This is a genomic window from Enterobacter sp. ZOR0014, from assembly GCF_000798855.1.
Taxonomy (GTDB): Bacteria; Pseudomonadota; Gammaproteobacteria; order Enterobacterales; family Enterobacteriaceae; genus Enterobacter; species Enterobacter kobei.
This window is the reverse complement of the sequence record NZ_JTLF01000252.1, coordinates 1-22195: the sequence shown is the minus strand read 5'-3', so window position 1 is coordinate 22195 and position 22195 is coordinate 1. Positions and strand designations below refer to the sequence as shown.

At 51.8% G+C, this 22195-nt stretch carries 24 protein-coding genes; 20 read left to right on the top strand and 4 right to left on the bottom strand.

What is annotated here, in order from left to right:
- Window positions 1-331 precede the first annotated feature (331 nt).
- From aph(3'')-Ib to L977_RS13250, 3 genes are all read left to right on the top strand, one after another.
- Window positions 332-1135, top strand: a complete 804-nt coding sequence (gene aph(3'')-Ib / locus L977_RS13260) for an aminoglycoside O-phosphotransferase APH(3'')-Ib (RefSeq protein ID WP_001082319.1) — start codon at window positions 332-334, stop codon at window positions 1133-1135.
- Window positions 1135-1971: an aminoglycoside O-phosphotransferase APH(6)-Id gene (locus L977_RS13255; protein ID WP_000480968.1), complete on the top strand. Its 837-nt coding sequence runs from the start codon at window positions 1135-1137 to the stop codon at window positions 1969-1971. The genes aph(3'')-Ib and L977_RS13255 overlap by 1 nt, the downstream gene beginning before the upstream one ends.
- A 246-nt stretch (window positions 1972-2217) precedes the next feature.
- Complete coding sequence (locus L977_RS13250) at window positions 2218-2547, top strand: hypothetical protein (RefSeq protein ID WP_047625940.1); 330 nt, start codon at window positions 2218-2220, stop codon at window positions 2545-2547.
- Here L977_RS13250 and L977_RS13245 read toward each other — a convergent pair.
- From L977_RS13245 to repA, 4 genes are all read right to left on the bottom strand, one after another.
- On the bottom strand, window positions 2522-3325 hold the full coding sequence (locus L977_RS13245) for a DUF4225 domain-containing protein (RefSeq protein WP_047625939.1): 804 nt from the start codon (window positions 3323-3325) through the stop codon (window positions 2522-2524). The genes L977_RS13250 and L977_RS13245 overlap by 26 nt on opposite strands.
- A 10-nt stretch (window positions 3326-3335) precedes the next feature.
- The gene (locus L977_RS13240; protein WP_231563578.1) at window positions 3336-3995 is read right to left on the bottom strand and encodes a DUF6710 family protein; all 660 of its coding nucleotides are present in this window, start codon (window positions 3993-3995) and stop codon (window positions 3336-3338) included.
- Window positions 3949-4566 (bottom strand): hypothetical protein, encoded by a 618-nt coding sequence (locus L977_RS13235; protein WP_047625938.1) that lies wholly within the window; start codon window positions 4564-4566, stop codon window positions 3949-3951. The genes L977_RS13240 and L977_RS13235 overlap by 47 nt, the downstream gene beginning before the upstream one ends.
- 1099 nt (window positions 4567-5665) lie before the next feature.
- Complete coding sequence (gene repA / locus L977_RS13230; RefSeq protein WP_047625937.1) at window positions 5666-6532, bottom strand: incFII family plasmid replication initiator RepA; 867 nt, start codon at window positions 6530-6532, stop codon at window positions 5666-5668.
- Between the two features lie 759 nt (window positions 6533-7291).
- Between repA and L977_RS25265 the strand changes: the two genes are divergently transcribed.
- The 17 genes from L977_RS25265 to pilV form a co-directional block, all read left to right on the top strand.
- Window positions 7292-7978: a helix-turn-helix transcriptional regulator gene (locus tag L977_RS25265; RefSeq protein WP_391527310.1), complete on the top strand. Its 687-nt coding sequence runs from the start codon at window positions 7292-7294 to the stop codon at window positions 7976-7978.
- Window positions 7979-8430: 452 nt separating this feature from the next.
- Window positions 8431-8691 (top strand): helix-turn-helix transcriptional regulator, encoded by a 261-nt coding sequence (locus L977_RS23855; protein ID WP_022650064.1) that lies wholly within the window; start codon window positions 8431-8433, stop codon window positions 8689-8691.
- Between the two features lie 285 nt (window positions 8692-8976).
- Entirely contained in the window at window positions 8977-9486 is a 510-nt protein-coding gene (locus L977_RS13215) for a transcription termination/antitermination NusG family protein (RefSeq protein ID WP_047625942.1), read from the top strand.
- Window positions 9487-9720: 234 nt separating this feature from the next.
- Window positions 9721-10392: a hypothetical protein gene (locus L977_RS13210; RefSeq protein WP_047728764.1), complete on the top strand. Its 672-nt coding sequence runs from the start codon at window positions 9721-9723 to the stop codon at window positions 10390-10392.
- 21 nt (window positions 10393-10413) lie between these two features.
- Window positions 10414-11040: a hypothetical protein gene (locus L977_RS13205; protein WP_047625936.1), complete on the top strand. Its 627-nt coding sequence runs from the start codon at window positions 10414-10416 to the stop codon at window positions 11038-11040.
- 72 nt (window positions 11041-11112) lie between these two features.
- Entirely contained in the window at window positions 11113-11619 is a 507-nt protein-coding gene (locus tag L977_RS13200) for a hypothetical protein (RefSeq protein ID WP_047625935.1), read from the top strand.
- Window positions 11620-11634: 15 nt separating this feature from the next.
- On the top strand, window positions 11635-12732 hold the full coding sequence (locus tag L977_RS13195) for a toxin co-regulated pilus biosynthesis Q family protein (RefSeq protein ID WP_047625934.1): 1098 nt from the start codon (window positions 11635-11637) through the stop codon (window positions 12730-12732).
- Window positions 12732-13169 carry a type IV pilus biogenesis protein PilM gene (gene pilM / locus L977_RS13190; RefSeq protein ID WP_022649971.1) on the top strand — a complete coding sequence of 146 codons (438 nt, stop codon included), beginning with the start codon at window positions 12732-12734 and terminating at the stop codon, window positions 13167-13169. The genes L977_RS13195 and pilM overlap by 1 nt, the downstream gene beginning before the upstream one ends.
- A gap of 14 nt (window positions 13170-13183) precedes the next feature.
- Window positions 13184-14860, top strand: a complete 1677-nt coding sequence (gene pilN / locus L977_RS13185; protein WP_047625933.1) for a PilN family type IVB pilus formation outer membrane protein — start codon at window positions 13184-13186, stop codon at window positions 14858-14860.
- A 1-nt stretch (window position 14861) separates the two neighbouring features.
- A complete protein-coding gene (gene pilO2, locus L977_RS13180) occupies window positions 14862-16166 on the top strand; it encodes a type 4b pilus protein PilO2 (protein ID WP_047625932.1) in 1305 nt (434 codons plus the stop codon).
- Entirely contained in the window at window positions 16150-16665 is a 516-nt protein-coding gene (gene pilP / locus L977_RS13175) for a type IV pilus biogenesis protein PilP (protein WP_080345948.1), read from the top strand. Before pilO2 ends, pilP begins: the two co-directional genes overlap by 17 nt.
- A gap of 2 nt (window positions 16666-16667) precedes the next feature.
- Window positions 16668-18227, top strand: a complete 1560-nt coding sequence (locus L977_RS13170; RefSeq protein ID WP_047625931.1) for a GspE/PulE family protein — start codon at window positions 16668-16670, stop codon at window positions 18225-18227.
- Window positions 18220-19314: a type II secretion system F family protein gene (locus L977_RS13165; RefSeq protein ID WP_047625930.1), complete on the top strand. Its 1095-nt coding sequence runs from the start codon at window positions 18220-18222 to the stop codon at window positions 19312-19314. The genes L977_RS13170 and L977_RS13165 overlap by 8 nt, the downstream gene beginning before the upstream one ends.
- Window positions 19315-19327: 13 nt before the next feature.
- Window positions 19328-19942: a type 4 pilus major pilin gene (locus tag L977_RS13160; protein WP_032650407.1), complete on the top strand. Its 615-nt coding sequence runs from the start codon at window positions 19328-19330 to the stop codon at window positions 19940-19942.
- Between the two features lie 20 nt (window positions 19943-19962).
- On the top strand, window positions 19963-20520 hold the full coding sequence (locus L977_RS13155; RefSeq protein WP_047625929.1) for a lytic transglycosylase domain-containing protein: 558 nt from the start codon (window positions 19963-19965) through the stop codon (window positions 20518-20520).
- On the top strand, window positions 20505-21179 hold the full coding sequence (locus tag L977_RS13150) for a prepilin peptidase (RefSeq protein ID WP_047625928.1): 675 nt from the start codon (window positions 20505-20507) through the stop codon (window positions 21177-21179). Before L977_RS13155 ends, L977_RS13150 begins: the two co-directional genes overlap by 16 nt.
- Window positions 21176-22195, top strand: a 1020-nt coding sequence (pilV, locus tag L977_RS13145) for a shufflon system plasmid conjugative transfer pilus tip adhesin PilV (protein WP_047625927.1), incomplete at its 3' end; no start/stop codon positions are given. The genes L977_RS13150 and pilV, both read left to right, overlap by 4 nt.

Sequence of the window (22195 nt, the reverse complement as noted above, 5' to 3'; positions counted from 1 at the left end):
GGCAGAATTGGTAAAGAGAGTCGTGTAAAATATCGAGTTCGCACATTTTGTTGTCTGATTATTGATTTTTGGCGAAACCATTTGATCATATGACAAGATGTGTATCTACCTTAACTTAATGATTTTGATAAAAATCATTAGGGGATTCATCAGCACTCGGCTGGAAATCGCCGGTGGCATTTGAGAAAAAAGCCGCTTAAAATGAGAGATAGACCGGAACACAACCGGTGCAAGACCATGGAAAGCATGTTCTCGGACTTACGTAGCAACTCGTTTCTTTTCGCAGGTTGAGCCACCTCCGCGCTTCATCAGAAAACTGAAGGAACCTCCATTGAATCGAACTAATATTTTTTTTGGTGAATCGCATTCTGACTGGTTGCCTGTCAGAGGCGGAGAATCTGGTGATTTTGTTTTTCGACGTGGTGACGGGCATGCCTTCGCGAAAATCGCACCTGCTTCCCGCCGCGGTGAGCTCGCTGGAGAGCGTGACCGCCTCATTTGGCTCAAAGGTCGAGGTGTGGCTTGCCCCGAGGTGATCAACTGGCAGGAGGAACAGGAGGGTGCATGCTTGGTGATAACGGCAATTCCGGGAGTACCGGCGGCTGATCTGTCTGGAGCGGATTTGCTCAAAGCGTGGCCGTCAATGGGGCAGCAACTTGGCGCTGTTCACAGCCTATCGGTTGATCAATGTCCGTTTGAGCGCAGGCTGTCGCGAATGTTCGGACGCGCCGTTGATGTGGTGTCCCGCAATGCCGTCAATCCCGACTTCTTACCGGACGAGGACAAGAGTACGCCGCAGCTCGATCTTTTGGCTCGTGTCGAACGAGAGCTACCGGTGCGGCTCGACCAAGAGCGCACCGATATGGTTGTTTGCCATGGTGATCCCTGCATGCCGAACTTCATGGTGGACCCTAAAACTCTTCAATGCACGGGTCTGATCGACCTTGGGCGGCTCGGAACAGCAGATCGCTATGCCGATTTGGCACTCATGATTGCTAACGCCGAAGAGAACTGGGCAGCGCCAGATGAAGCAGAGCGCGCCTTCGCTGTCCTATTCAATGTATTGGGGATCGAAGCCCCCGACCGCGAACGCCTTGCCTTCTATCTGCGATTGGACCCTCTGACTTGGGGTTGATGTTCATGCCGCCTGTTTTTCCTGCTCATTGGCACGTTTCGCAACCTGTTCTCATTGCGGACACCTTTTCCAGCCTCGTTTGGAAAGTTTCATTGCCAGACGGGACTCCTGCAATCGTCAAGGGATTGAAACCTATAGAAGACATTGCTGATGAACTGCGCGGGGCCGACTATCTGGTATGGCGCAATGGGAGGGGAGCAGTCCGGTTGCTCGGTCGTGAGAACAATCTGATGTTGCTCGAATATGCCGGGGAGCGAATGCTCTCTCACATCGTTGCCGAGCACGGCGACTACCAGGCGACCGAAATTGCAGCGGAACTAATGGCGAAGCTGTATGCCGCATCTGAGGAACCCCTGCCTTCTGCCCTTCTCCCGATCCGGGATCGCTTTGCAGCTTTGTTTCAGCGGGCGCGCGATGATCAAAACGCAGGTTGTCAAACTGACTACGTCCACGCGGCGATTATAGCCGATCAAATGATGAGCAATGCCTCGGAACTGCGTGGGCTACATGGCGATCTGCATCATGAAAACATCATGTTCTCCAGTCGCGGCTGGCTGGTGATAGATCCCGTCGGTCTGGTCGGTGAAGTGGGCTTTGGCGCCGCCAATATGTTCTACGATCCGGCTGACAGAGACGACCTTTGTCTCGATCCTAGACGCATTGCACAGATGGCGGACGCATTCTCTCGTGCGCTGGACGTCGATCCGCGTCGCCTGCTCGACCAGGCGTACGCTTATGGGTGCCTTTCCGCAGCTTGGAACGCGGATGGAGAAGAGGAGCAACGCGATCTAGCTATCGCGGCCGCGATCAAGCAGGTGCGACAGACGTCATACTAGATATCAAGCGACTTCTCCTATCCCCTGGGAACACATCAATCTTACCGGAGAATATCGTTGGCCAAAGCCTTAGCGTAGGATTTCGCCCTCTCCCGCAAACGACCCCTTAAAAGGTAAGTATAGGAAAAATGGGATGCATGGATTGTTTAACGGCAACGGCACAACGATCCGGACAGGGGGGCAAAAGCAGGAAGGTACGGGACGTCTAAATAGTGTATTCTTTTTATCAGGTTAAAGGAGACGTGAATGACAGTGAAAAACCAGGAACTTATCGCGGCAGGATTCACCAGTAAGGATATCGAGCGAATCAAACGTCACCAGGCGACGGGGGACTCGCAGGAAAAGGTTCTGAAGGATCTGGCCGGCTATTTCCTGTCGGTAGCCTGGATCACCGCCGGGATGGCCATCATCACCCTGCTCACCGCGTTCTTTGGCAGCGCCAGCCATCTTATCTCCTGCGTGGTTGCCGTCGTCTTTCTGCTGATTGTGCTGCTTCTGGTGATGCCGGTCAGACTTGGCTATAAATCATGGAAGCTGATGAGATCACATATCAGCGATTCCGGTCATCACGGGTAAGGAGTTCCAGTACCACCTTTGCACTGACCCCCCATCCCAGAACCTTCATCGTCAGTTTGCCCGGAGACATGGTTTCCACCTTGCGGTAATAGTCTCCGGGAAGATAACGGAAAAGACGCCAGGCCTCAGCTTTCCCGGTCAGACCAAATACACCATAAACGTTGGCTGCAAGCGTGGTTGCATTAAAGATCCCCAGGCCGACATCGCGGCTGAAGCCCATAAACTCCGCTACGGACATGGCACCGTCCGCAAGGATCCCCTCTGAAGCAGGTTCATTCAGGAACTGACGGGCAGCCTCCCGTGATACCGTATTAAGGGCATCACCGACCAGAACGGCACCGGCAAGCATACCAGCAGGCGTCATCGTTGCGATCATCACACCGCCAAACACAGCCTGAACGCCGGCGAGAACGACCTTAATCCCGGATATGAAGTATCCGATAATTTTATTCTGCTCTGTTACATACTGAATTTCAGCGTAGATCCGGGCATAACCGGTTTTCAGCATGCGCGACTGTTCAAGCAGGAACTCATTCTCAGCCCTGAGGTTCTTCAGGCAGGCAATGCATTCTTCATCGCTCTTTGCTCTCCTCGCCGCGTCAAACTGTTGCATGACAACCTGTCTTATTTCATCCACGAATTTCAGACGGGTCAGTGAATCACTGAGGTGCATGGCCGCGACGGTATTTGCGGTATTCACAAGCTTACGGGCTTCCAGATTGATCATTGTATCAGCCCACTGACGCCGGCTCTGCCCGGGAAAAAGCGCGATATCCATTACATATTCCTTATCTGTCGTCAGGACAAGAAGCCATTAGCCTGCCTGTCTCAAATATTGCAGCTGCGCGCCAGGACTTCACGTATTCAGTTTTCTTACCGTCAACATACCAGTGGAGCCCGTCGGTATTTATTCGCTCAAAAAGAAAAGACATATCCCATACGTGTTCAGGGATTAACGTTCCTTCCCCCGCCAGAATACCGGCCGCGATGGAGTGATTACCTCCCCGAACAAAACCAATGCGCCAGGGCAGCCAGAGTTCAACATAATGATTAGTACGATCCTGCTGCCATACTCTTCCTTTTGCCGTACCTATCCGGGACACATTATCGATATAACGGGAAAGACTCCACGGCCAGGGAAGAACCATATCACTGGCCAGAGAAAGCGGGTAATCTTCTGGATTAACTTCTCCCGCCTTCATACGGCTATAGTCCTGAACCTCTGTGATGGCATTAAAGAAAAATGCCCCGGGTGTCAAATCCGGACGAGCATCGGTTCCTTCTTCTGCCACCGCGAGCAGGAAATCACTCTGCAAAGGGCGGACCATAGCGCGAATCAAATCCGGCAAAGCCTGGACCGGAAGCGAAGACGCAACAGACAGCAGATGTTCAAAGTTATTCTTAGCCGTGGTGAGCCTGCTGTACTTCCTGTTCCCTTTCCAGAACACAATTCTTCTCCCGGTATTCACTCAGCCAGCTATGCCAGTCGTCAGATCCGTATTCGATTTTGTCAATAATAGCCACTGCACTGGTATCAAATATCACGGTAGTTGTACCGTGAAGATAGCTGTCCGTAAATATACCTTCCCAGTCATAAACGCCCTGGATACCACATTTCAGGTACAAGCGGATCATTTCATCTGAATCCACATGCCTGTTACCCACATAAAACATATGCCCTTTGTAAGTGCTGTAATGAGGCTCGCGCAGGGCATGCCAGTCCCGGCCTTTACTGAGTTGGCTACTGATGCTGACAGGAAGTCCATCTCTCAGACGTGCCGCGATATCGGGCTGCTCTGCGAGCGGCAGCCGGTGATTAGCGATAATCGCCCCGGAGTTCAGTTCACACCGGCAAACCAGTGGCTGTCCGGGATTTCTGTTTTTGAATAACGCATGATTGCTGGCTCCTTTAAAATTATCCGTGAACCAGCAGGCATCGATGTTTCCGGACTCACCTGTTCCCTTGTAGGCCACATCAAACTTATCAAAACGCTGTCTGGTTCCGTGAAAAAGCTGCATTACAGGCACCTTCAGTCAGACCTTATTGAGTCGGAGGATCTACGTGATCCTAAATGTAGGAGCAGTATGCCGCCTGGCTACATGGAGGCGCCAGCGAATGTTAACCATGAAAATGAAGGCCAGTGGCGCCGACGCCCGGCAAAGCCGGTAACGCAGCTACCAGATTCTGGTGTGAGAATGCCGAGCAGCGCGCAGGCATTCAATAAATGCGCCGAAGGCGCATGAAGGCGCCTTCTGTCGCTGAATATTGCTTCTGCGTAAATGGCGCCGTAGCCCGGCGCAGCCGGTATCAGTTCTGATAGGTCCCACCAATCCATCACTTCCCCCTGCTAAGCCATAACCCGCTTTCAGCGTTCACAGAATTTGATGTGCGCCGTCGGAGTGGTCACGACAAGGCGTAGCCGCAGTCGGGGCGTATCTCCGCGTTAGCGGGCCGTAAGGACCGCTTACGGGCGTGTTACACAGAACTTGGCAACAGAATGCATTTAAGCGACTTAGATCCTAGTTACAACATCCATCATTAAAAGCGATGTCTTCCGGCCCTTTGGGCCGGGTGGCTGCGCTTTTCAGTGGTGGGTTTATGTGTGGAGCTGAGGATACAGGAGATCGATGGTCGGTCATTGGCACTTTGTAACGTCCTGCACCCTGCCCGCCATTTTTGGCGGGTGCTACCTCCAGGTGCAGAGCGCCTGAACCGAACCGGCGCGGACAACGTCCGCTGCAAGGGCGGGCATTTTCAGGAGCCTGTCCACAGGTCAGGCGACGAACAGGTTATATATTTATATGAATGAAATAAAAGATATTTAAAAGAAGTACAGAGCAGGTTTTTAAAGGAAACCACGCACTTTGAAATCAGGTCGGCTGGCGCTCTGTAAGTATAACGGTTGTAACCTTATGGAAAGGTCCCTTGCAGTTATTTGTGGGTAACTGAATCTGGCGACCAGATGTGGGCTCTCTGATGCAATTTCTGGCCATTCTGATGGCGAGATGGGGTGAATGTCAGGAAGGACGGCCGTCATTTCGTGCAGAAAACCGTCAGCCGGGAGCTGCAGACGTGCGAAACCCTCCGGCACCAACCGGATTTTTCACACTGGAAGGGTTATATGGGGACGGTGGCCAGCCGCGTGTAGTTGTTGCCACGCGACATCAGCATGCGCTCTTTCACGCGGCGCTCCAGCTCCCGCTTCATGGCATCAAGACCGCCGGTGAATCGCCCGCTGGCGTATTCCCGCGTCAGCTGTTGCTTCACCAGGGTCACAATGTCCTTACGGGTTCTGTCCGCGTCACGTCGCGCACGGGCGCGTTTCAGGCCATGTAACTTACGCTCGGACTGGTAGCTGCGGAACCGTTCGCGCACAAAACGCCAGGCCTTCGCTATCAGCTCGTCCATTTCCAGTGGCTTCAGGTTCTGCTTCTTACGCTGCTGATTTTCCCATTCAACGCGGCTGCGGCGGGCAGCCATAACAGCCACGTCAGAGATATCGAGCACCGAGAACAGTGCCGGCGTGAAGGTAATATCGGTCGGGATATTGCAGCCAATCTGAGGGTCATATTCGGTCTGGTAGGTAATCAGCCCCAGCTCCGCCATAAATTTCAGCGCCCGTGTGGCGCGGGTGATTGACAGATTGCCGTTTTTCGACTCTGTGGCCAACCCGCATTCAATCGCCAGGTTGGTTATTGAACGCTGGACACGATTGGCCAGCGGGTCATGATGGAAACACATCCCCTGGAGCAGGGCATCAATAGACCGACGACGCAACAACGGTGGCATACGTTTGCGTTTGCCTTCTGAACGCATACGCGCCACATGGACAGCAAAGTCAAAACGGGACGTGAAGCCTTCGGCTTTCGCCATCAGCTTACGACAGAACGGCAGTGTCTTTTTCCCCTCGCGCGGCGTGAATACCGGATTCGGGTTTTTGACCTGACGGTAAAGTGTAGTGGTTTCGGAATTCTGCTTACTCACCACTTCCTGCGCTTATGTTGCACAGAAGGAGTAAGTACGGAATCTCTTGTCTTTTTTCGCGCACGGGTTATACTCCCATACAGAAGCAACAACTTCTGCATGATTTGTTAAGGACCCCGTTAATCTCGCGATGCCGCCAAGTATCTAAGATTATCGGGGTTTTTGCTTTTCTGGGCTTTGCTAACTAACCACCCAGAACCTGCCACCTTCTTCGGCGTGACAACCTAATAAATTCATTTAGAACAATAAGTTCTCCGACTTTATCACCACAACAATGCAGGATCAATTTTTAGGATCTATCCGGCAGCAGGATCAAACATCACCTCTGGAGCGATGCGCTTCTGCGTCTCGTTTTAAGCTTTCGAACAGCTCAAGTGGTACAAGATAAAATGCCGGCGCGCTACGGTTCAGAATAGCAATAGCATCACCCTCTGCTGACTCGACAGTCCCTAACGGATCCCTTTTGAACTCCGTGATACCAGCGACTTTCGTGCAATGTATCGGATGTGCCATAACTCCTCCTGATTTACAGATAGCACCTACGAATTCTTGTATCGTAGCATACAATCAGACACTTAAAAGCATCATTAACTAATATTATGATCGCAGATCAAATCCAGTTAAGTGTCGCCTCACATGATATAGTACATCAACACACAGAATATACCTATAAATTTCAAACACATACGGCTATTAGTGGATGATGTCTAAACTCGTTTCTTCAAAAAAAAATTCAAACTCGCTCCCCAGGTTTTAAACCTGATATCCAACAGCAGAGAACCGATGACAATCAAGAACGGCAATCTGCAGTATGTAGCGGTAAACCAAGCTTTTCTTAGATTATTAAAACTCCCCAACGATTATCCGATTGTAGGAAAAACGTTGGACCAGCTCCCTACCTCCTTAGCTTACCTCTCACAACGAATACATAAGCAGGAGGAACTCGTTATGGAACATGAAGATAAGTTTACTTCAATCGTTACGCATCCAATTGGTGAGAGCAACTCTATACATGCCCTGTGTTTCGAATCTAGACCCTATTACGACGATGACGGGATCTGCTCAGGAACGATGCTTCAAGTTAGGCCTGTTGATATTTTTGGGCCAGACAGCTTGCTATCGGGAGACGTTCCCAAATCGTTGGTATACAGGGTACCGTCCGAGATATTCACTAATGCTGAATGGGAGGCCATCTTCTTAATCTCTCTAAAATACAGCAGGAAAATGATGTCTCGGATATTAGGAACCTCTCTTAAAGCGGTAGAACACAGAATCAGCCGATGCCTGCAGAAAACCGGGACCTCGTCTGGAGCCGAACTATTAGACTTTTGCAAAAAGAATAACTGGGATGCATATGTTCCCCCTCGTTTTTTAAAGCCTCGGTTTCGACTATTCAGAGCTGCTCCTGATGCGTATCTAGTTGACTCATCACTAAGCAGACAGTAGTCTTCAAAGGTCACAGTAAATCCTGTGATCGGGCGTGAGAACCCGTATCTACACGTGCACATAGACACGCACAAGCGTGTTTTTTTGTGTACTGAACCAGCACATCTTCGTAATGGCGGTTCAGGTGGGGCAACCGTAAGGTTGGCCGGTACCGTGTAGGCCGGTTTCTCACCCCTGCCTGGGCTGCCACCAGAGCGTGAGAACTCCTTGGTAGCCGACATAGTATCTACACGGGAGCTTCATCTATGATGTGCAAGAACCTATCAAAAACTTCTATATCCCCCTTAGCAAATGAACATGCCTTTATAGGCCTAGCTGCTAAAGCTCACCCTCATCAGAAATCCTTCGCCCATACCACATGTCGCGACAAGGTCCATGGGGTTTCTCCCCATTAAAGGGGATGCATATTACGCGTAAATTTACTACGTATAGATTTGCTAGGGGACTTAACGATGATTAATGAGAACACTATTAACGCCCTGCATAGCGTATTTCCTGAGCTTTCCAGAAAACAGTTAGAAATCGTTACTCTGTATGCTCACGGTAATGCATATGAAACAATCGCTGACATTTGCAATATTTCTGTTGAGACAGTCCGCTCGCATCTGAAGCGAAGTACTAAAGCTCTGAACTTAAAAAGTAACGATGCAATGCGTGCAGTTATATTGTCACGCTCATACTTTTTCATGATTTCATTGATGATCACAAATTAATCAAAAAATGCACCCTTGAGGGTGCATTTTTAGGATTCAGCCTATTTACACTTTACTTCATTATACAGAGAAACAAAAATACGCACAGTTCCTTAAGTATTGCCGCCAATTTTACTTAAGGGACTAACCTACAAGAGCATTTTGAGCCATGAAGGCGCTCGAACTACAGCATGCAAACTTAAGTGTTTGTTAGTAAGACTGTTTCGCCTTCATGGTTGAGTATGTTCGACCCCATTGAACTTGAATTATCCTTTCATGGATCAATTCTGCGCGAAGCGTTCAAAAATGAATATTGAGACTGTATGTAACCAACAATGGTATCTTGCTCTCTATATTACCGGGGGCAAAAACCGCGAGAACTTATTCGACTGGCTACACGACAGGAGAATAACTCCCTGGACACCTTTATCCTTAACGCAAATACGCCGTGCGGATGCCCCGCATGTTTTCAGAAAAAGGATCTCGGCCGTTTTCCCAGGATATTTCTTCCTTAAGGCAGATTTCGAATCACAGAAAATAGATATGATTCGGGCACACTCTGCATTCTGCGACTTTGTGAAATTCGGCAGTAAAATTGCCCCTGTGAATACAAGGGTAGTCGAAGCGTTAATGAAGAAATACCCCGACCCGACTCATCACCCTGCTGCAAGAGCTGAACTCGAAGCGGCATCAGATATCTGGCTGACAAAAAGCCAATACAAACGCCTTACGCAGTTAGAGAAAACGGATCATCCCATATCCCGGACTGCAATGCTGTTCGATATGATCACCCATGCTGATGCGTGGGGATTTTAAAATGTACTTAACTGAGCCTCTTAAACTGGTCCAAACCAGTTTTACACCATCCCTTTAGTTTCCCCCGTTCACGGGGGCTTTTTTTCACCGTTTTCCGGCAATGACGTCTGGGCTGGCCCTGCCCAATGAACACCCTCTGTTCCTGTAGCCAGCCTGCTTTCAGGCTTCTTTCATTCTGGCGGAATGAAGGTACAGACGTCATTGCCAGAAACCGGAACCAGAGAGAGACAAACCATGCAATCCACCCAGGAACAGGTCAGCCATCTCTTGTGGTGCATTCTCGTAGCCTTACGTACGGCAGTCGAAAACCATCACATAACCTCAGAGCGTGGCAAACGTAGATTCATCACAGAATGGCTAAGCGGAGCACGAAGAATACCAACATTCAAAGGGATGGGTAGCGAGTTTATGACTATCCGGCAGTTGCTCGAAACCGAACGAAATCGTCCCATTGATGACGTCCTGACTGCGCTCTGGACCAACGCTGTTTCAACCGGGAACTGTGATCTGTTTCGTTTTCGGGCAGTCCTTAATTCACTTCTCGGCCTTGGCTGGAAGCACTGCCTTTGCCCCTGGCCTGAGCAGGTTGTAACTGAAATCATGGAACGCCAGCGAAATCGTAAGAACCACATCCTACAGTTCACCCGTATGGAAGAAGCATTTACCGCGACAGGCTCAATGACTTCCCCCGTCACGCTTCAACTCCTCCTTAAAAAAAATGAAGATGATGAGGTAGAAAAGTCTTTCTATCTCGATCGTTTCTCTGTTGTGCGTGGCCGCGATATCTCACTACCCAAAGCCACTCTTCGCACACTCTATATCGGACATCACACACTGCCGGAGTCAGCATGGGGTGCCCGTGAAGGTGTCCGCTACGGGGATATATGGCGCCCTGACCTTCATTAATCTTTTTGCCGAGGCTTAATCATGAAAACGCATATATTGGGCGTGCTATGTTCACTGCTGGCGTTATATGGCTGCAACGGAGTTACTACTTCAAACCAGGCTCCTCACCGTAATGAAATCGGGCAGTATCAGAAAAACGGAACTGCATACATTCCTGTCAGAGCCAGTATTTACGAGCTTTCCACTCCCGTAACGCCTGAACTAAAAGAATTGCTGGAACAGCCAGGTGCAAAAATATCTTTAAGACCGGTCAGCGCTTCACTGGAAGACGAGCTCACGGAGCTGGTCGCTAAAGGGGACGTCAGACTGCTCTACGATATGTCCGGAGTCACAACCAACAACAAGGCATTACTGTTCTCTGTTTCAAATTACTCCGCTCAACAACACGCAACGACAGGGGTGAAGAAGAAAGAAAATGTCGTGGATGATATCTCATTAGTAATCACGCCGGCTCTTTCCGCAGACTCTGCACTAATGCAGACGACCGTAGAGCTTTCCCGGATCACTGGCAGCTCAAAAAATGAACACTCCCGTTACACTATCAACTTCCGACAACTTCTCAGGTTAAAGGGGGGACAGAAGCTCAGTGTTGCTCTTCCCCTCAATGATGAAACGAACCGCCTCATTATCATCACTCAAAAAACATAACCGTCCCGACTCGTCACATCCAGCTCTCTTTCATATCTGTATTTCACTAACAACTAACTCCGGAGTAAAAACATGAAACGTATTACCCTTGCCGTATTGCCGCTTATTCTGAGCGCCTGCTCGTCCTCACAGCCCGATCAGCGTATTGACATTACTCACGGCAAATCAGCCTCTGTACAAAAAGTGGTTTCTCTCAGGATGGATGCGCCGCTCAGCCAACCTGTTACTTTCGACAACTCAGACAGTGTCCGCTATGTAAATTCGGTCACTACTGAAGATGGGAAAATCGTAAGTAAGGAATACCGCACTCTCTTTTATGGGACCACGGTCAGGGCTGTCGTCAGCGATGCAGGGGATGACAAACAACTCGTTTCACTGGCGGTACGACACGCCTGCCATCCCGAATTAACAAAACTCCCTGCTGGCTCAGCCGAGGAAGGGATAGACCTGCCCTCGCAAAATTACATAACTCAGCAGCAAAAAATTCTGATAGCGCGCGGAGACGATGTTCTGATCAGCGGTTCCGGTTTTGACGCGAACTGTGCTTTTCCACGTATTACCGTTCACCCCACCGAATAACACCCGGGGATCATCATGAAAAAAATTGCCCTGCCCCTGTTAATACCGTCGCTGTTAAGCAGTTGCGCGGGATTTAATAACCGTAACATTGCTCCTGACACCCCTGCACTCGTGTTTGTCGATGGCCAGATCAGCGATAGTGCCGATATCATTACACAGACACAGCGGCGAATTGCGCCTCCGGCGGCCACTCCCGTTCCCGTACGCCAGCCGACACCCGTAGCGGTAACATCGCAGACCGCCCCGCTGCCGCAACCAGCAATGATGGCCTCCTCCGCAAAACAAGCCAGCTCCGTGAGGCCCATCATGAATCCGGCGCTGCCAGCACTCACGTTTACAGGCACACTAGGTCCCATTGCCGTTCTGTCATTATCACCGGTGCGTAACCTCACTTTCGAACAGTGGGTCAGGCGCATCATTCCGACTGGCTGGACGCTGAACTATGAGAATGCCCTGAGACCTGTACTGAATACCCGTATCGTCTCGGTCGACACCAATGACCAGTGGACCAGGGTGCTCAACCGTCTGCTGACAGAGCAATCCATCCAGGGTCAGCTGGACTGGGATCGTCATGCCGTCACATTGCAGCGAAAGGGGCAAACCGCTCAGATGACCGTCCCTGCACTGTCCACTGGAAACCTCCCTGCTCCGCCACAGGTGTCTGGCGCGCCGAGAAATCCGTTCAGCGGACCGGAGGTGACCCAACCCATACCGCCGGCAGCGGTTAAAACCAGCACATCCTCTGTAACAACAAAACCGGTGAAGGCACCAACAGCGGTAGTTAAAGCACAACCAGCCACCGGGGAACCAGTCGCTCCTGTGGTTCAGGGCAAAACCTGGCTGGCGCCATCGGGAACGACTCTTCGGGAAATGTTGATGAAATGGGCGCAGGATACCCGCTGTGAATCAGGCGCATCATCGCACTGGACGGTTATCTGGCCAGTATCCGTGACGGATTATCGGCTTGACGCACCACTGACCTTCCGCGGCTCTTTTGAAACCATGCTCGGTCAGATGTTCGACCTTTACCGTTCAGCACAGAAACCGCTTTATGCTGAAGCTTCCCGCATGCAGTGCGTGGTATCTGTCACAGACACTCCGGCAGGTCGGTGATGGGCTGGGTCATACTGGCAATCAGCATGATATTTTTCCTGATTGTCGGTGATATAGATTCGCAACAAAATCAGACCAGCCGGACTGCAATACAGACGCAGAGCGGCCAGCTTTATGCCTCCCAGATCCTGACTATCGCCAACCGCGTTAACGACTGGCGTTACAAAACTGGCCAAACGAATGGAACAGTTCCAGTTGACCAGCTGGGTCTTCCCTTTACTCCCGACGCCCGGATCCAGTACCGGTTACTTCAGAGTAGATTGTGGGTCTGGATGCCGGAACAAGCTGGACTCGTTGATGCCTTACGGGCACAGAGTCGCGGTTCGGCACTCATCGGCACCATGAGAAGCGGCCAGTTAATCTGGCTTTCCGGTCTGGCCACCGGGCTCACGGCTCCACAGGGCGTTCCTGAAGGCGCTGTGGTTTACCTCAACTAATCCGGATTTCCCCCATGAAGAAAACCCTTTTGCGGCGCCTGCTGATGGCGTCCTGCTTTGCCATGCTCGCAGGTTGTACCTTCTCTGAAATCAACAAAATGCAGACTAAGGCACAATCTGACGCCACGGTAGCCCGCGCACAGGCACAGCTCCCGCGAACACAACATCAACAACCACTGACCTGGACGGAGCGTCAGTGGATTAATCCGAGTCCTATCCCGGTCGCCGTTCGTGAACGGAACCGCCAGGCTCCGTCATGCAATATCACCCAGGCAAAAAATACAATTACGCTACAGGAACTGGCACAACGCATCACCGCGCTGTGTGGAACCCCCGTTATTTTTACTCCTGACGCCCTTGATATCAGCCAGAGCAGCGTCAGTACCGGCGTCACACGCCAGATGAGTGGCACACTACCACCACCTGATGACAGCGGTCGGACGCCACTGGCCAGTCTGGGGGGCGTAAATTCTTTGCCGACTGGAGGAACCAGCCAGCCCCTGAACCTTACCGGACTGATGTGGCAGGGAGACCTGGGCGGACTTCTGGATCTGATGGCCAGCCGTAGCGGTCTCTACTGGCGAATGGATAATGGAACTATCGTGTTCTATCTGATGGAAACCCGGACCTATTCGCTGGCCATGCTGAACACTAAAACGTCCAGCACGTCGAGCGTCAGCTCAGGGACGACCAGCAGTATGGGAGCCACCAGTGGTACAGATAACTCCGCCTCCGGCGAATCCACAACCTCCCAGAGCACAACCACGGGGCAGGAATACGATTTGTATGCTGATCTGCGAAAAGCTGTGGAGTCGATGCTGACCCCGAACAAAGGTCGCTACTGGCTGTCCTCCTCCAGCTCATCACTGATTGTGACAGACACGCCGTCAGTACAGGCCGCTGTGGCCCGTTATGTGAACGAGCAAAATCTCATCATGAACAGGCAGGTAGCCCTGAATGTTGAAGTCCTGAGCGTCGGTAACTCACGAAACGAAGATTTCCGGATTGACTGGAACCTGGTGTACAAGTCACTGCATTCTGCTGGCGCCACGCTTAACAACGCGACAGGGGATCTCACTGGTGGTATTTCTGCCGGCGCGTCCATTCTTGATACCGCTACTGGTAATGCCGCGAAGTTTGCTGGCTCCAGCCTTCTGCTGAAAGCATTGTCAGAACAGGGCGATGTCAGCGTCGTCACTTCTCAGTCCAGTACCGTGACTAACCTGACACCCGTGCCTATTCAGATGGCAGATCAGACGGTCTATGTAGCGCAGTCGGCTACAACGACAACCACCGATGTCGGCGCCACCACAACGCTGACGCCTGGGATGATCACCACCGGTTTCAACATGACCCTGTTACCGTTGATTCAGGAAACAGGTAACGTTCAGCTACAGGTAAACTTCAACCTGTCAGATCCACCGACCATCCGTAACTTCACGTCAAAAGACGGGAACTCTTACATCGAGATGCCATATACCAAACTGCGCTCTCTGAGCCAGAAGGCAAATCTCCGGGCCGGGCAATCGCTGATCCTCACTGGTTTTGATCAGAACAATACCTCCGTCAATAAATCCGGCACCTTCACGCCAGGGAACCCGCTCCTGGGCGGAAGTCAGTCAGGTAAAAACGAACGGACCACCCTGGTCATCGTGATCACACCGACATTCCCGCAAAGTTCCGGAGGCTGAAATGAAGGATGAGGATTACCTGTTTACAATCCGGGATGGAAAATCCCGCAGCCGTTACTGGCTGGCGGGGATGGACTGGGCGCCAACGGAAAGACAGAAATTTCGGCTGCCGCCATTTCAACTAATAAAATCACGTTCCGGAAGAACAGACGGCATCGGCGTCCACACCTCAACAGGACAGTTCAATAAACGGGACACAGGGCAATCAGTCGCAGGGAGTGGCAGATTGCCCGTCCGTCATCGCCGTCACCAGCTCTTTTCGCTGGCACTCGCGTTCTGTGCCAGCACACGGAATGGATACGGCATTTATCGGTTGAGTAGTACCGACTTCGTGTTTCTGGCCAGTATTAATGGTGTGCCTGCCGTCACTGCCGATAAAACAGGGAGTGCGGACAAAATGCAGGGGCTGCTGACACTGTTCCTGAGCATGAACGAACCGCCCCCAGAAGGCTGGGTCTGTCTGGCATCAGTGGAAACCCCCCTTGATGCTAACAGCCTCTTTGCCGGACTATCTGCACGCAGGCGACAGCAATGCCGTGTGCATGTAGATGGACTCCGGAGGCAGCGCTGGTTACTGGCTTGCGCGATACTGCTGCTCAGCACAGGCACCATTGCCTGGTGGCAGACGGCCACACCACCGGAGGAACCGGTACTCACCGCTGAAGAAATACAGGCCAGGGCGCGCGAAATGTTCGCCAGTCAGGCAAAACCTAAGGTTTTGCCTCATCCATGGGCACGCGAGGTAACAGCCCAGGCTCTGATTGATGATTGTCAGAGAAAGACCGATCCGGCGCTACATGTTCTGGGGAGCTGGAAACTGGCATCCGGGACCTGCTCTCCTGACGGGATAACCCTTTTGTACCAGATTATGCCCGGTGGCACAGTCGAGGGGTTTCTCGCTCGCAGTCAGGAAGTCTTCGGTGTCACGCCAGTATTCAATCTTAAGGAGGGGGGGCGGGAAGCCCGAATTTCATTACCACCCCCGGACAGACCACTCAGAGATGAAGCAGTGCCTGACAGTTCATTGCAGCTCATCCGCATCCTCTCCTGGTTCCAGCGTCAGCAAATCACACTCAACATCACTGATGTAGCCATGCCTCCAGTCCTGCCGGGGTCGAACGGAGAACCGCCTCCTGTGCAGGACTGGCAGGAATACGCGTTTAGTTTTTCCGCGCCCCTCCCCGCCATCATCTTATTCGACGGTCTGGATGAAACTGGTATCCGGCTTACCCGTTTAACATTCGAGCTGAACGGAAGTGCGTTCAGCTATACCACTGAAGGTAAAATTTATGCGTCAGCAAAGTAAATTTCTTCGGCAGGCGACACTCTGGCTCCTGCTGCCAATATTCGGGCCTTTATCCGTTCAGGCCTCTCAGTCCACGAACCAACAGGTATCACAGCCAGCAGGGAATCTGACACCCGGTGTGACAAAAGGGCAGCTTGAACAGCTGCATATACGAAACGTTATTCTTCAGGCAGAAGTTCAGGGGGCGCAACTGCAGCGCCAGCTTGAGGAAAATCAATCCAGCGCCGGCACTCCTGCCACCGCTCTTCCCGGTGCCTCCTTCGGCGATACTTCACTGCCCGGTCAGCCTGCACGCCCGGTTACCATGAATAATCGCCCTGTCGTTCTTGAGATTAACGGCCGCGATAAAAACCTCCGCGCCACACTGCAACTCCAATCAGGACAGTCATTGGTTGTATCGCCGGGAAGCCGTATTCCAGGGATGGAGAGCACAGTCAAGAGCATTACGCTAGCCGGCGTCACACTCAGCGATGGCACACTGCTTGCCTTTGGGGACTAACCATGAGCGCTATTACTGCAGAATCTCTTCTGCTGTTTGATGACGGTGACAGGAAAGAAATCCTCATTGATACCAACCAGCGAGTCGACCCAAGTGTACAGGCCGCGCTGATGGACTTAATGAACAAACATCCGGGGATCAAACATCGCTTTGTCACTCTCTCAGACTTACGAGAGGCGCGGAAAAAGCAGGAAGCTCAACCTCAGGCCAGCGATAAGACAGGATTAACTCTGGCAGACCTGGATGGAGACAGCAGCCAAAGTGAGCAACGGATCCTGAACTATTTTTCAGTGGCCAAAAAGCTCGGTTCCTCAGATATTCACTTTCTGATTTCAGATTCACTCTTCCAGGTCAAAATGCGCGTCCACGGCTATTTGCATGTGGTGGATGAACGTCGGCGGGAGGAAGGTATATCCCTCTGTGCCACCTGTATTCTCTCGATGTCGGATGTGTCAGAAACCAGCTTCTACCCACACCGGGAACAGGATGCAAGACTCTCCCCGGCCATGATGCGGAAAATAGGTCTGTTTGGTGCCCGCTACAGTCACCGCCCAACTGGCGATGGGCTGATTGCGGTTATGCGACTTATTCCGGATGACGGTAACAACGTACCTGACTTCCTGCAACTGGGTTATCTACCCGAACAAATCAAGCTGCTTAAACGCATGATTGACCGACCTGAAGGTAAGATCATCCTCTCGGGTCCAACTGGTTCCGGTAAATCCACCACGCTCCGTACCGCCTGCCGTGAATATCTGGATACCAACCCCGGGCAACACCTTCTGACCATCGAAGACCCACTTGAGGGCCAGGTCGTGGGAGCTGTTCAGACGCCAATCATCTGCGACAAATCAGATGAGGAAGCAGTACGTATCGCCTGGGGAAAAGCTATCTCGTCAGCGCTGCGACTGGATCCGGACGCCATTATGGAGGGTGAAATGCGTGACCTTGTCTCGATGCTGGCCACCATTTATGCCGCCCAGACCGGACACCTGGTGATGACAACCCTGCACACAAACTCAGCACTCGGCATCCCGGAGCGTATGGTTACGCTCGGTGTTAACGAAAATCTGTTGTGTGATGCCCAACTTTTAATCGGACTAATCAGTCAGCGTCTGGTACCCACACTATGTCCGGAATGCCGTATATCCTGGCAGGATAAGGTCAACACCTTAAGTGACGAGGAAAAGGATTGGCTGGAGAAATACTGCAATATTGAAGGCGTCTGCTCGACCGACAGGCTCTATTTCCATAACCCGGCCGGGTGTGAAGCATGCACACAGGTGGTGGAGATCAACGGACAGGTGCGTGGAAAAGTCGGTCAGGGTATCAGGGGACGTACCGTCATTGCCGAGGTTATCGAGACCAATAACCGTCTTTTTAAATTGCTGAAAACTGACGGCAAGGTCGCGGCTCGGCAGTTCTGGATAAACAACATGCAGGGGATCAGCCGTGTCCGGCACGTTCTGCATAAAATCAACGAGGGACTGGTCGACCCGCTGATGGCCAACCGGATCATTCCACTCGATGAAGATGAACGTCTGGAGGTGGATGATGCGTGAAATGCACTTCCTGAAACGACTCCGATATAACCTGGTTCGTAAGACGTTCAGCGGTCAGTATCGTGTTCAGTTCTATGATGCGCTGCGGTTTCTGATTGAAAACCGACAGAAACTAAAGCCTTCACTGGAGAAAATGCGCAATGCATGGACTAACTTCGGCCAGAACTGGCATCCCTACGTTGAGCTGACGGACGACTGTATTGATGCGTTAAGGGAAAACAGCGGCGAAAAAACGCTGGAGCGTACACTCACCCGGTGGCTACCTGCCGCAGAAGCATCCGTAATAAGCGCCGGCATACGCAGTGAGTCACTTCCACGCTCACTCAGATACGCCTGTGCCCTGACCCACGCGGGTAAGCGTATTCGCGCAGCTGTATGGCAGATGGCCATCTATCCGATTGGTTTTGCCATCATGTTGTCCAGTTCCATCTATGTACTGAATGCCGAGCTACTTCCCACGCTGACAGAAATCAGCCCGCCAGAGAACTGGACCGGGGCGCTAGGGTTTCTTTACGGGATCTCAGTGTATTTCAGTGAGTATGGAGTGATAACCGGCATCGCCGCCACCGCTTTAATTATCTGGACGGTCTGGTCACTACCGCGCTGGCATCGCCCTGACAGGCTTCGTCGTATATTCGACGGGCTGATGCCATGGTCGGTTTATAAGGATATTCAGGGCGCGACCTTCCTGTTGAACATCGGTGCACTACTACAGTCCGGCGTAAGAACCAAAGACGCGCTGGAGATCCTGCAGGAAACTGCATCCCCCTGGCTTGCAGTCCGAATCGACGCAATTACCGAACACGTACGTGAAGGTAAACATTTCGGACTGGCCCTGAAGGACTGCGGTTACGATTTTCCGTCGCAGGAAGCGGCCAACTTCCTCTCCCTTTTGCAGGGGGATGGAGACGATGAAATCATCATTAACTACGGACAGCGCTGGCTTGAACAAACCCTGGAGCGCGTAGCAAAGCGCGCTGTTGTAATCCGCGGACTCATGTTCCTGGCAATGATCCTGATGCTTCTGCTTCTGGTCCTTGTCGTTATGGATATTAATGCCCTTAACAGCTCGTCGGGCTCTTTTTAAATGAGGAAACATCATGCAATTTAATTCTGAACCAACTTCTCAGCCATACAAACCAACTAAGGCGCTTTCGCAACACCGCGGCTGGGGCTTCCTGGAGCAGGGCAGCATCGCGCTAATCGTACTGGTCGTCATCGGGATCGTCCTGGCGGGATACTTCGCCCTCAAAAATAACGTCAACGTAGGTAAGGAGTCGTCGAACATTCAGTCGCTCATCACAAGCACCCAAAACATGATGAAAGGAGGAGATGGATACACATTCACTTCCGGTGCCAAAATGATGGGCTCGCTTATCCAGATGAAACTTCAGCCTAAAAGTATGACTGTACGTGGTACCCCCTCTTCCGGGACTGCCACGCTTTATAATGGATGGGGTGGAGCCGTGACACTGTCACCTGTCACAGTCTCCGGGTTCTCAAATGGGTTCTCTTTGACCTACGAAATGGTTCCTCAGGGTGCCTGCGTCTCGCTAGTCACACAACTCAGTCGCGCCAAAATTGCTGATGCGATCACCGTCAACTCCACGGCGCACAGTGATGGGGTCGTGACAACTGAAGAAGCCAGCGCGCAATGCACAGCTGACAATGGCAGCACGGGTACCAACAAGCTGATCTTCACGATGAACAGCTGATGAACAGCTAAGGAGACAACATGCGGAGAGAACGCATTCTCTCCTGCCACCTGGTAATGACGCTGCTCATTCTGTCCTTTTCCTCCGGCCCATTGATGGCCAGCACGAACTCCCCGCCTGCGACTTTTGATGCCTGCTTTAACAATGCCGGTGCCCGATACCAGATCGAGCCACTGCTGCTTAAGGCTGTGGCCAAAGGGGAGTCCTCGTTCCGTCCATGGGTCACAAACACCAACCGGGATAAAAAGGGTAATCCGGTCAGCACGGACTATGGGTTGATGCAGATTAACTCAACCCATGTGCCGAAGCTCGTCCGGATGGGTGTCATCCAGGGGGCAGAAGACCTGCTGAAGCGCCCCTGTCTGAACATTCAGATAGGGGCGTGGATCCTGGCCAGCCACTTTCAGGTATGTGGTGTGACCTGGAATTGCCTCGGGTCTTACAACGCTGGATTCCGTAAGGATCGGCACGAAACTCGTGAGCAATATGCCAACCGTATCTGGGGGTTCTATCTGGAGCTGAAAGGTCTTCGAGTCTGTCGACAGGTGAAAGGAAAGCGAATATGCGAACCATCATAGTTACGAGTCTGACGACAGCATGGAGTCTGCCGTTACTACTGGGGTTCGCACTCATTGGCAGAGGCCTGATGTGCCGCGTGCTCGAATTTCTGGAGGAGCACCCGATAAACGTTAAGGAACAGAAAACAACCTTGACGGCAGGGATTTGGCTCTTCGCTACTTTCAGTATGATCGCCGCCCTTGCACCGGTTCCTGTTGCTGATCGGGCAGCTGCCATAGTGATGATGGCCTTCCTTCTTCAGGCCGGGAGCACAGACGCAGTCAGTGGATATCTGCCACGAACCTTCACAGTACGGCTTTTACTTGGGGGATTGCTCTGGGGAGCAGCATCAGACATTTCAGTTGAAGGTATATCTACACAACTGGCGGAGATGGCAGCAACAGTCAGTCTGATGGCGCTACTGAGTGTCCTGGTAAACCGGGGCACTCAGCGTCTGGGTCAGGGGGATTTATGGCTGATAACTGGCCTGACTGCCTGGATGGGGGGGAAAGATGCTGCACTGGTCACTCTGTTTGGAGCAGCAGCCTTTGTTCTCTGGCTGCTAACCTGGCATGTATCGGGGAAAAAAGAGGGACCGCTGGGACCCTGGCTTTGTCTTAGCGGGAGTATTTTCCAGCTCACTCTTCTGTATCAACCTGTATGGATATCGATTCTATGAAAAAGCATGATCGTGGCTGGGCAAATCTTGATGTCGCTCTGTCGCTCCTGGTTGTGATGGCAATGGCCGTCTTTGGACTCACTAAATACAAGGACTGGCAACAGGAGAAAAACTGGCAGGTTGAAGCAGCCCATATCAGTACCTACGCAGCAGCTGCGCGTGGCTACGTCGGGCGAAACTATGCCACACTGTTAAGTGCAACCAGCACTACTGCTCCGACAGTGATCACCACAGCCATGCTTAAAAATACCGGTTTTCTGCCGTCCGGTTTTACCGAAACAAACAGCCAGGGTCAGCGTATGAACACGTACCTGGTCAGAAACGGGCAAAACACGGAATTGTTGCAGGGAATGGTGGTATCAAGCGGTGGAAGTGTATATCCGGCCAAAGCATTGAGGCTGATATCGCGGGATATCAAAACCGGATTCGGAGGATACATCGATGACGGCAAAACTGCCACTGGTGCCTTGCGGACGTGGAAAATCCCGCTGAGTAGCTACGGAGCTACTTCCGGAAACGGGCATATCGTCGTGCTTCTCTCAACAGATGAGTTATCTGGTGCACAGGAGGATAACGACAGGTTGTACCGTTTTCAGGTTAATGGCCGCCCCGACCTGAATAAGATGCACACAGCCATCGATATGGGTGGAAATAACCTGAACAGCGTTGGCACCGTTAATGGTCAGACAGGAGCATTTAGTGGAAACGTAAGTGGTTCAAACGGAATATTCACCAGTAACGTCAGCGGAGCGAATGGTAATTTCACCCAAAATATTACAGCGGGAGCACAAGTAAAAGGAGCTACGGTACGTGCCGAAAGCGACATCAGCGCCGGACGAAATATTACGGCAACAAACGAGGTATCTGGTGCCACAGTCAAAGCGTCAGGCAACCTTTCGGCTGGCGGTGTTTTGCAGCTGGGTCAGGTCAACGTTGCAGGCATGGCCTGTTACCCTAACGGCCTTATAAGCCGTGATGCCAATGGCGGCGTACTTTCCTGTCAATCCGGTGCGTGG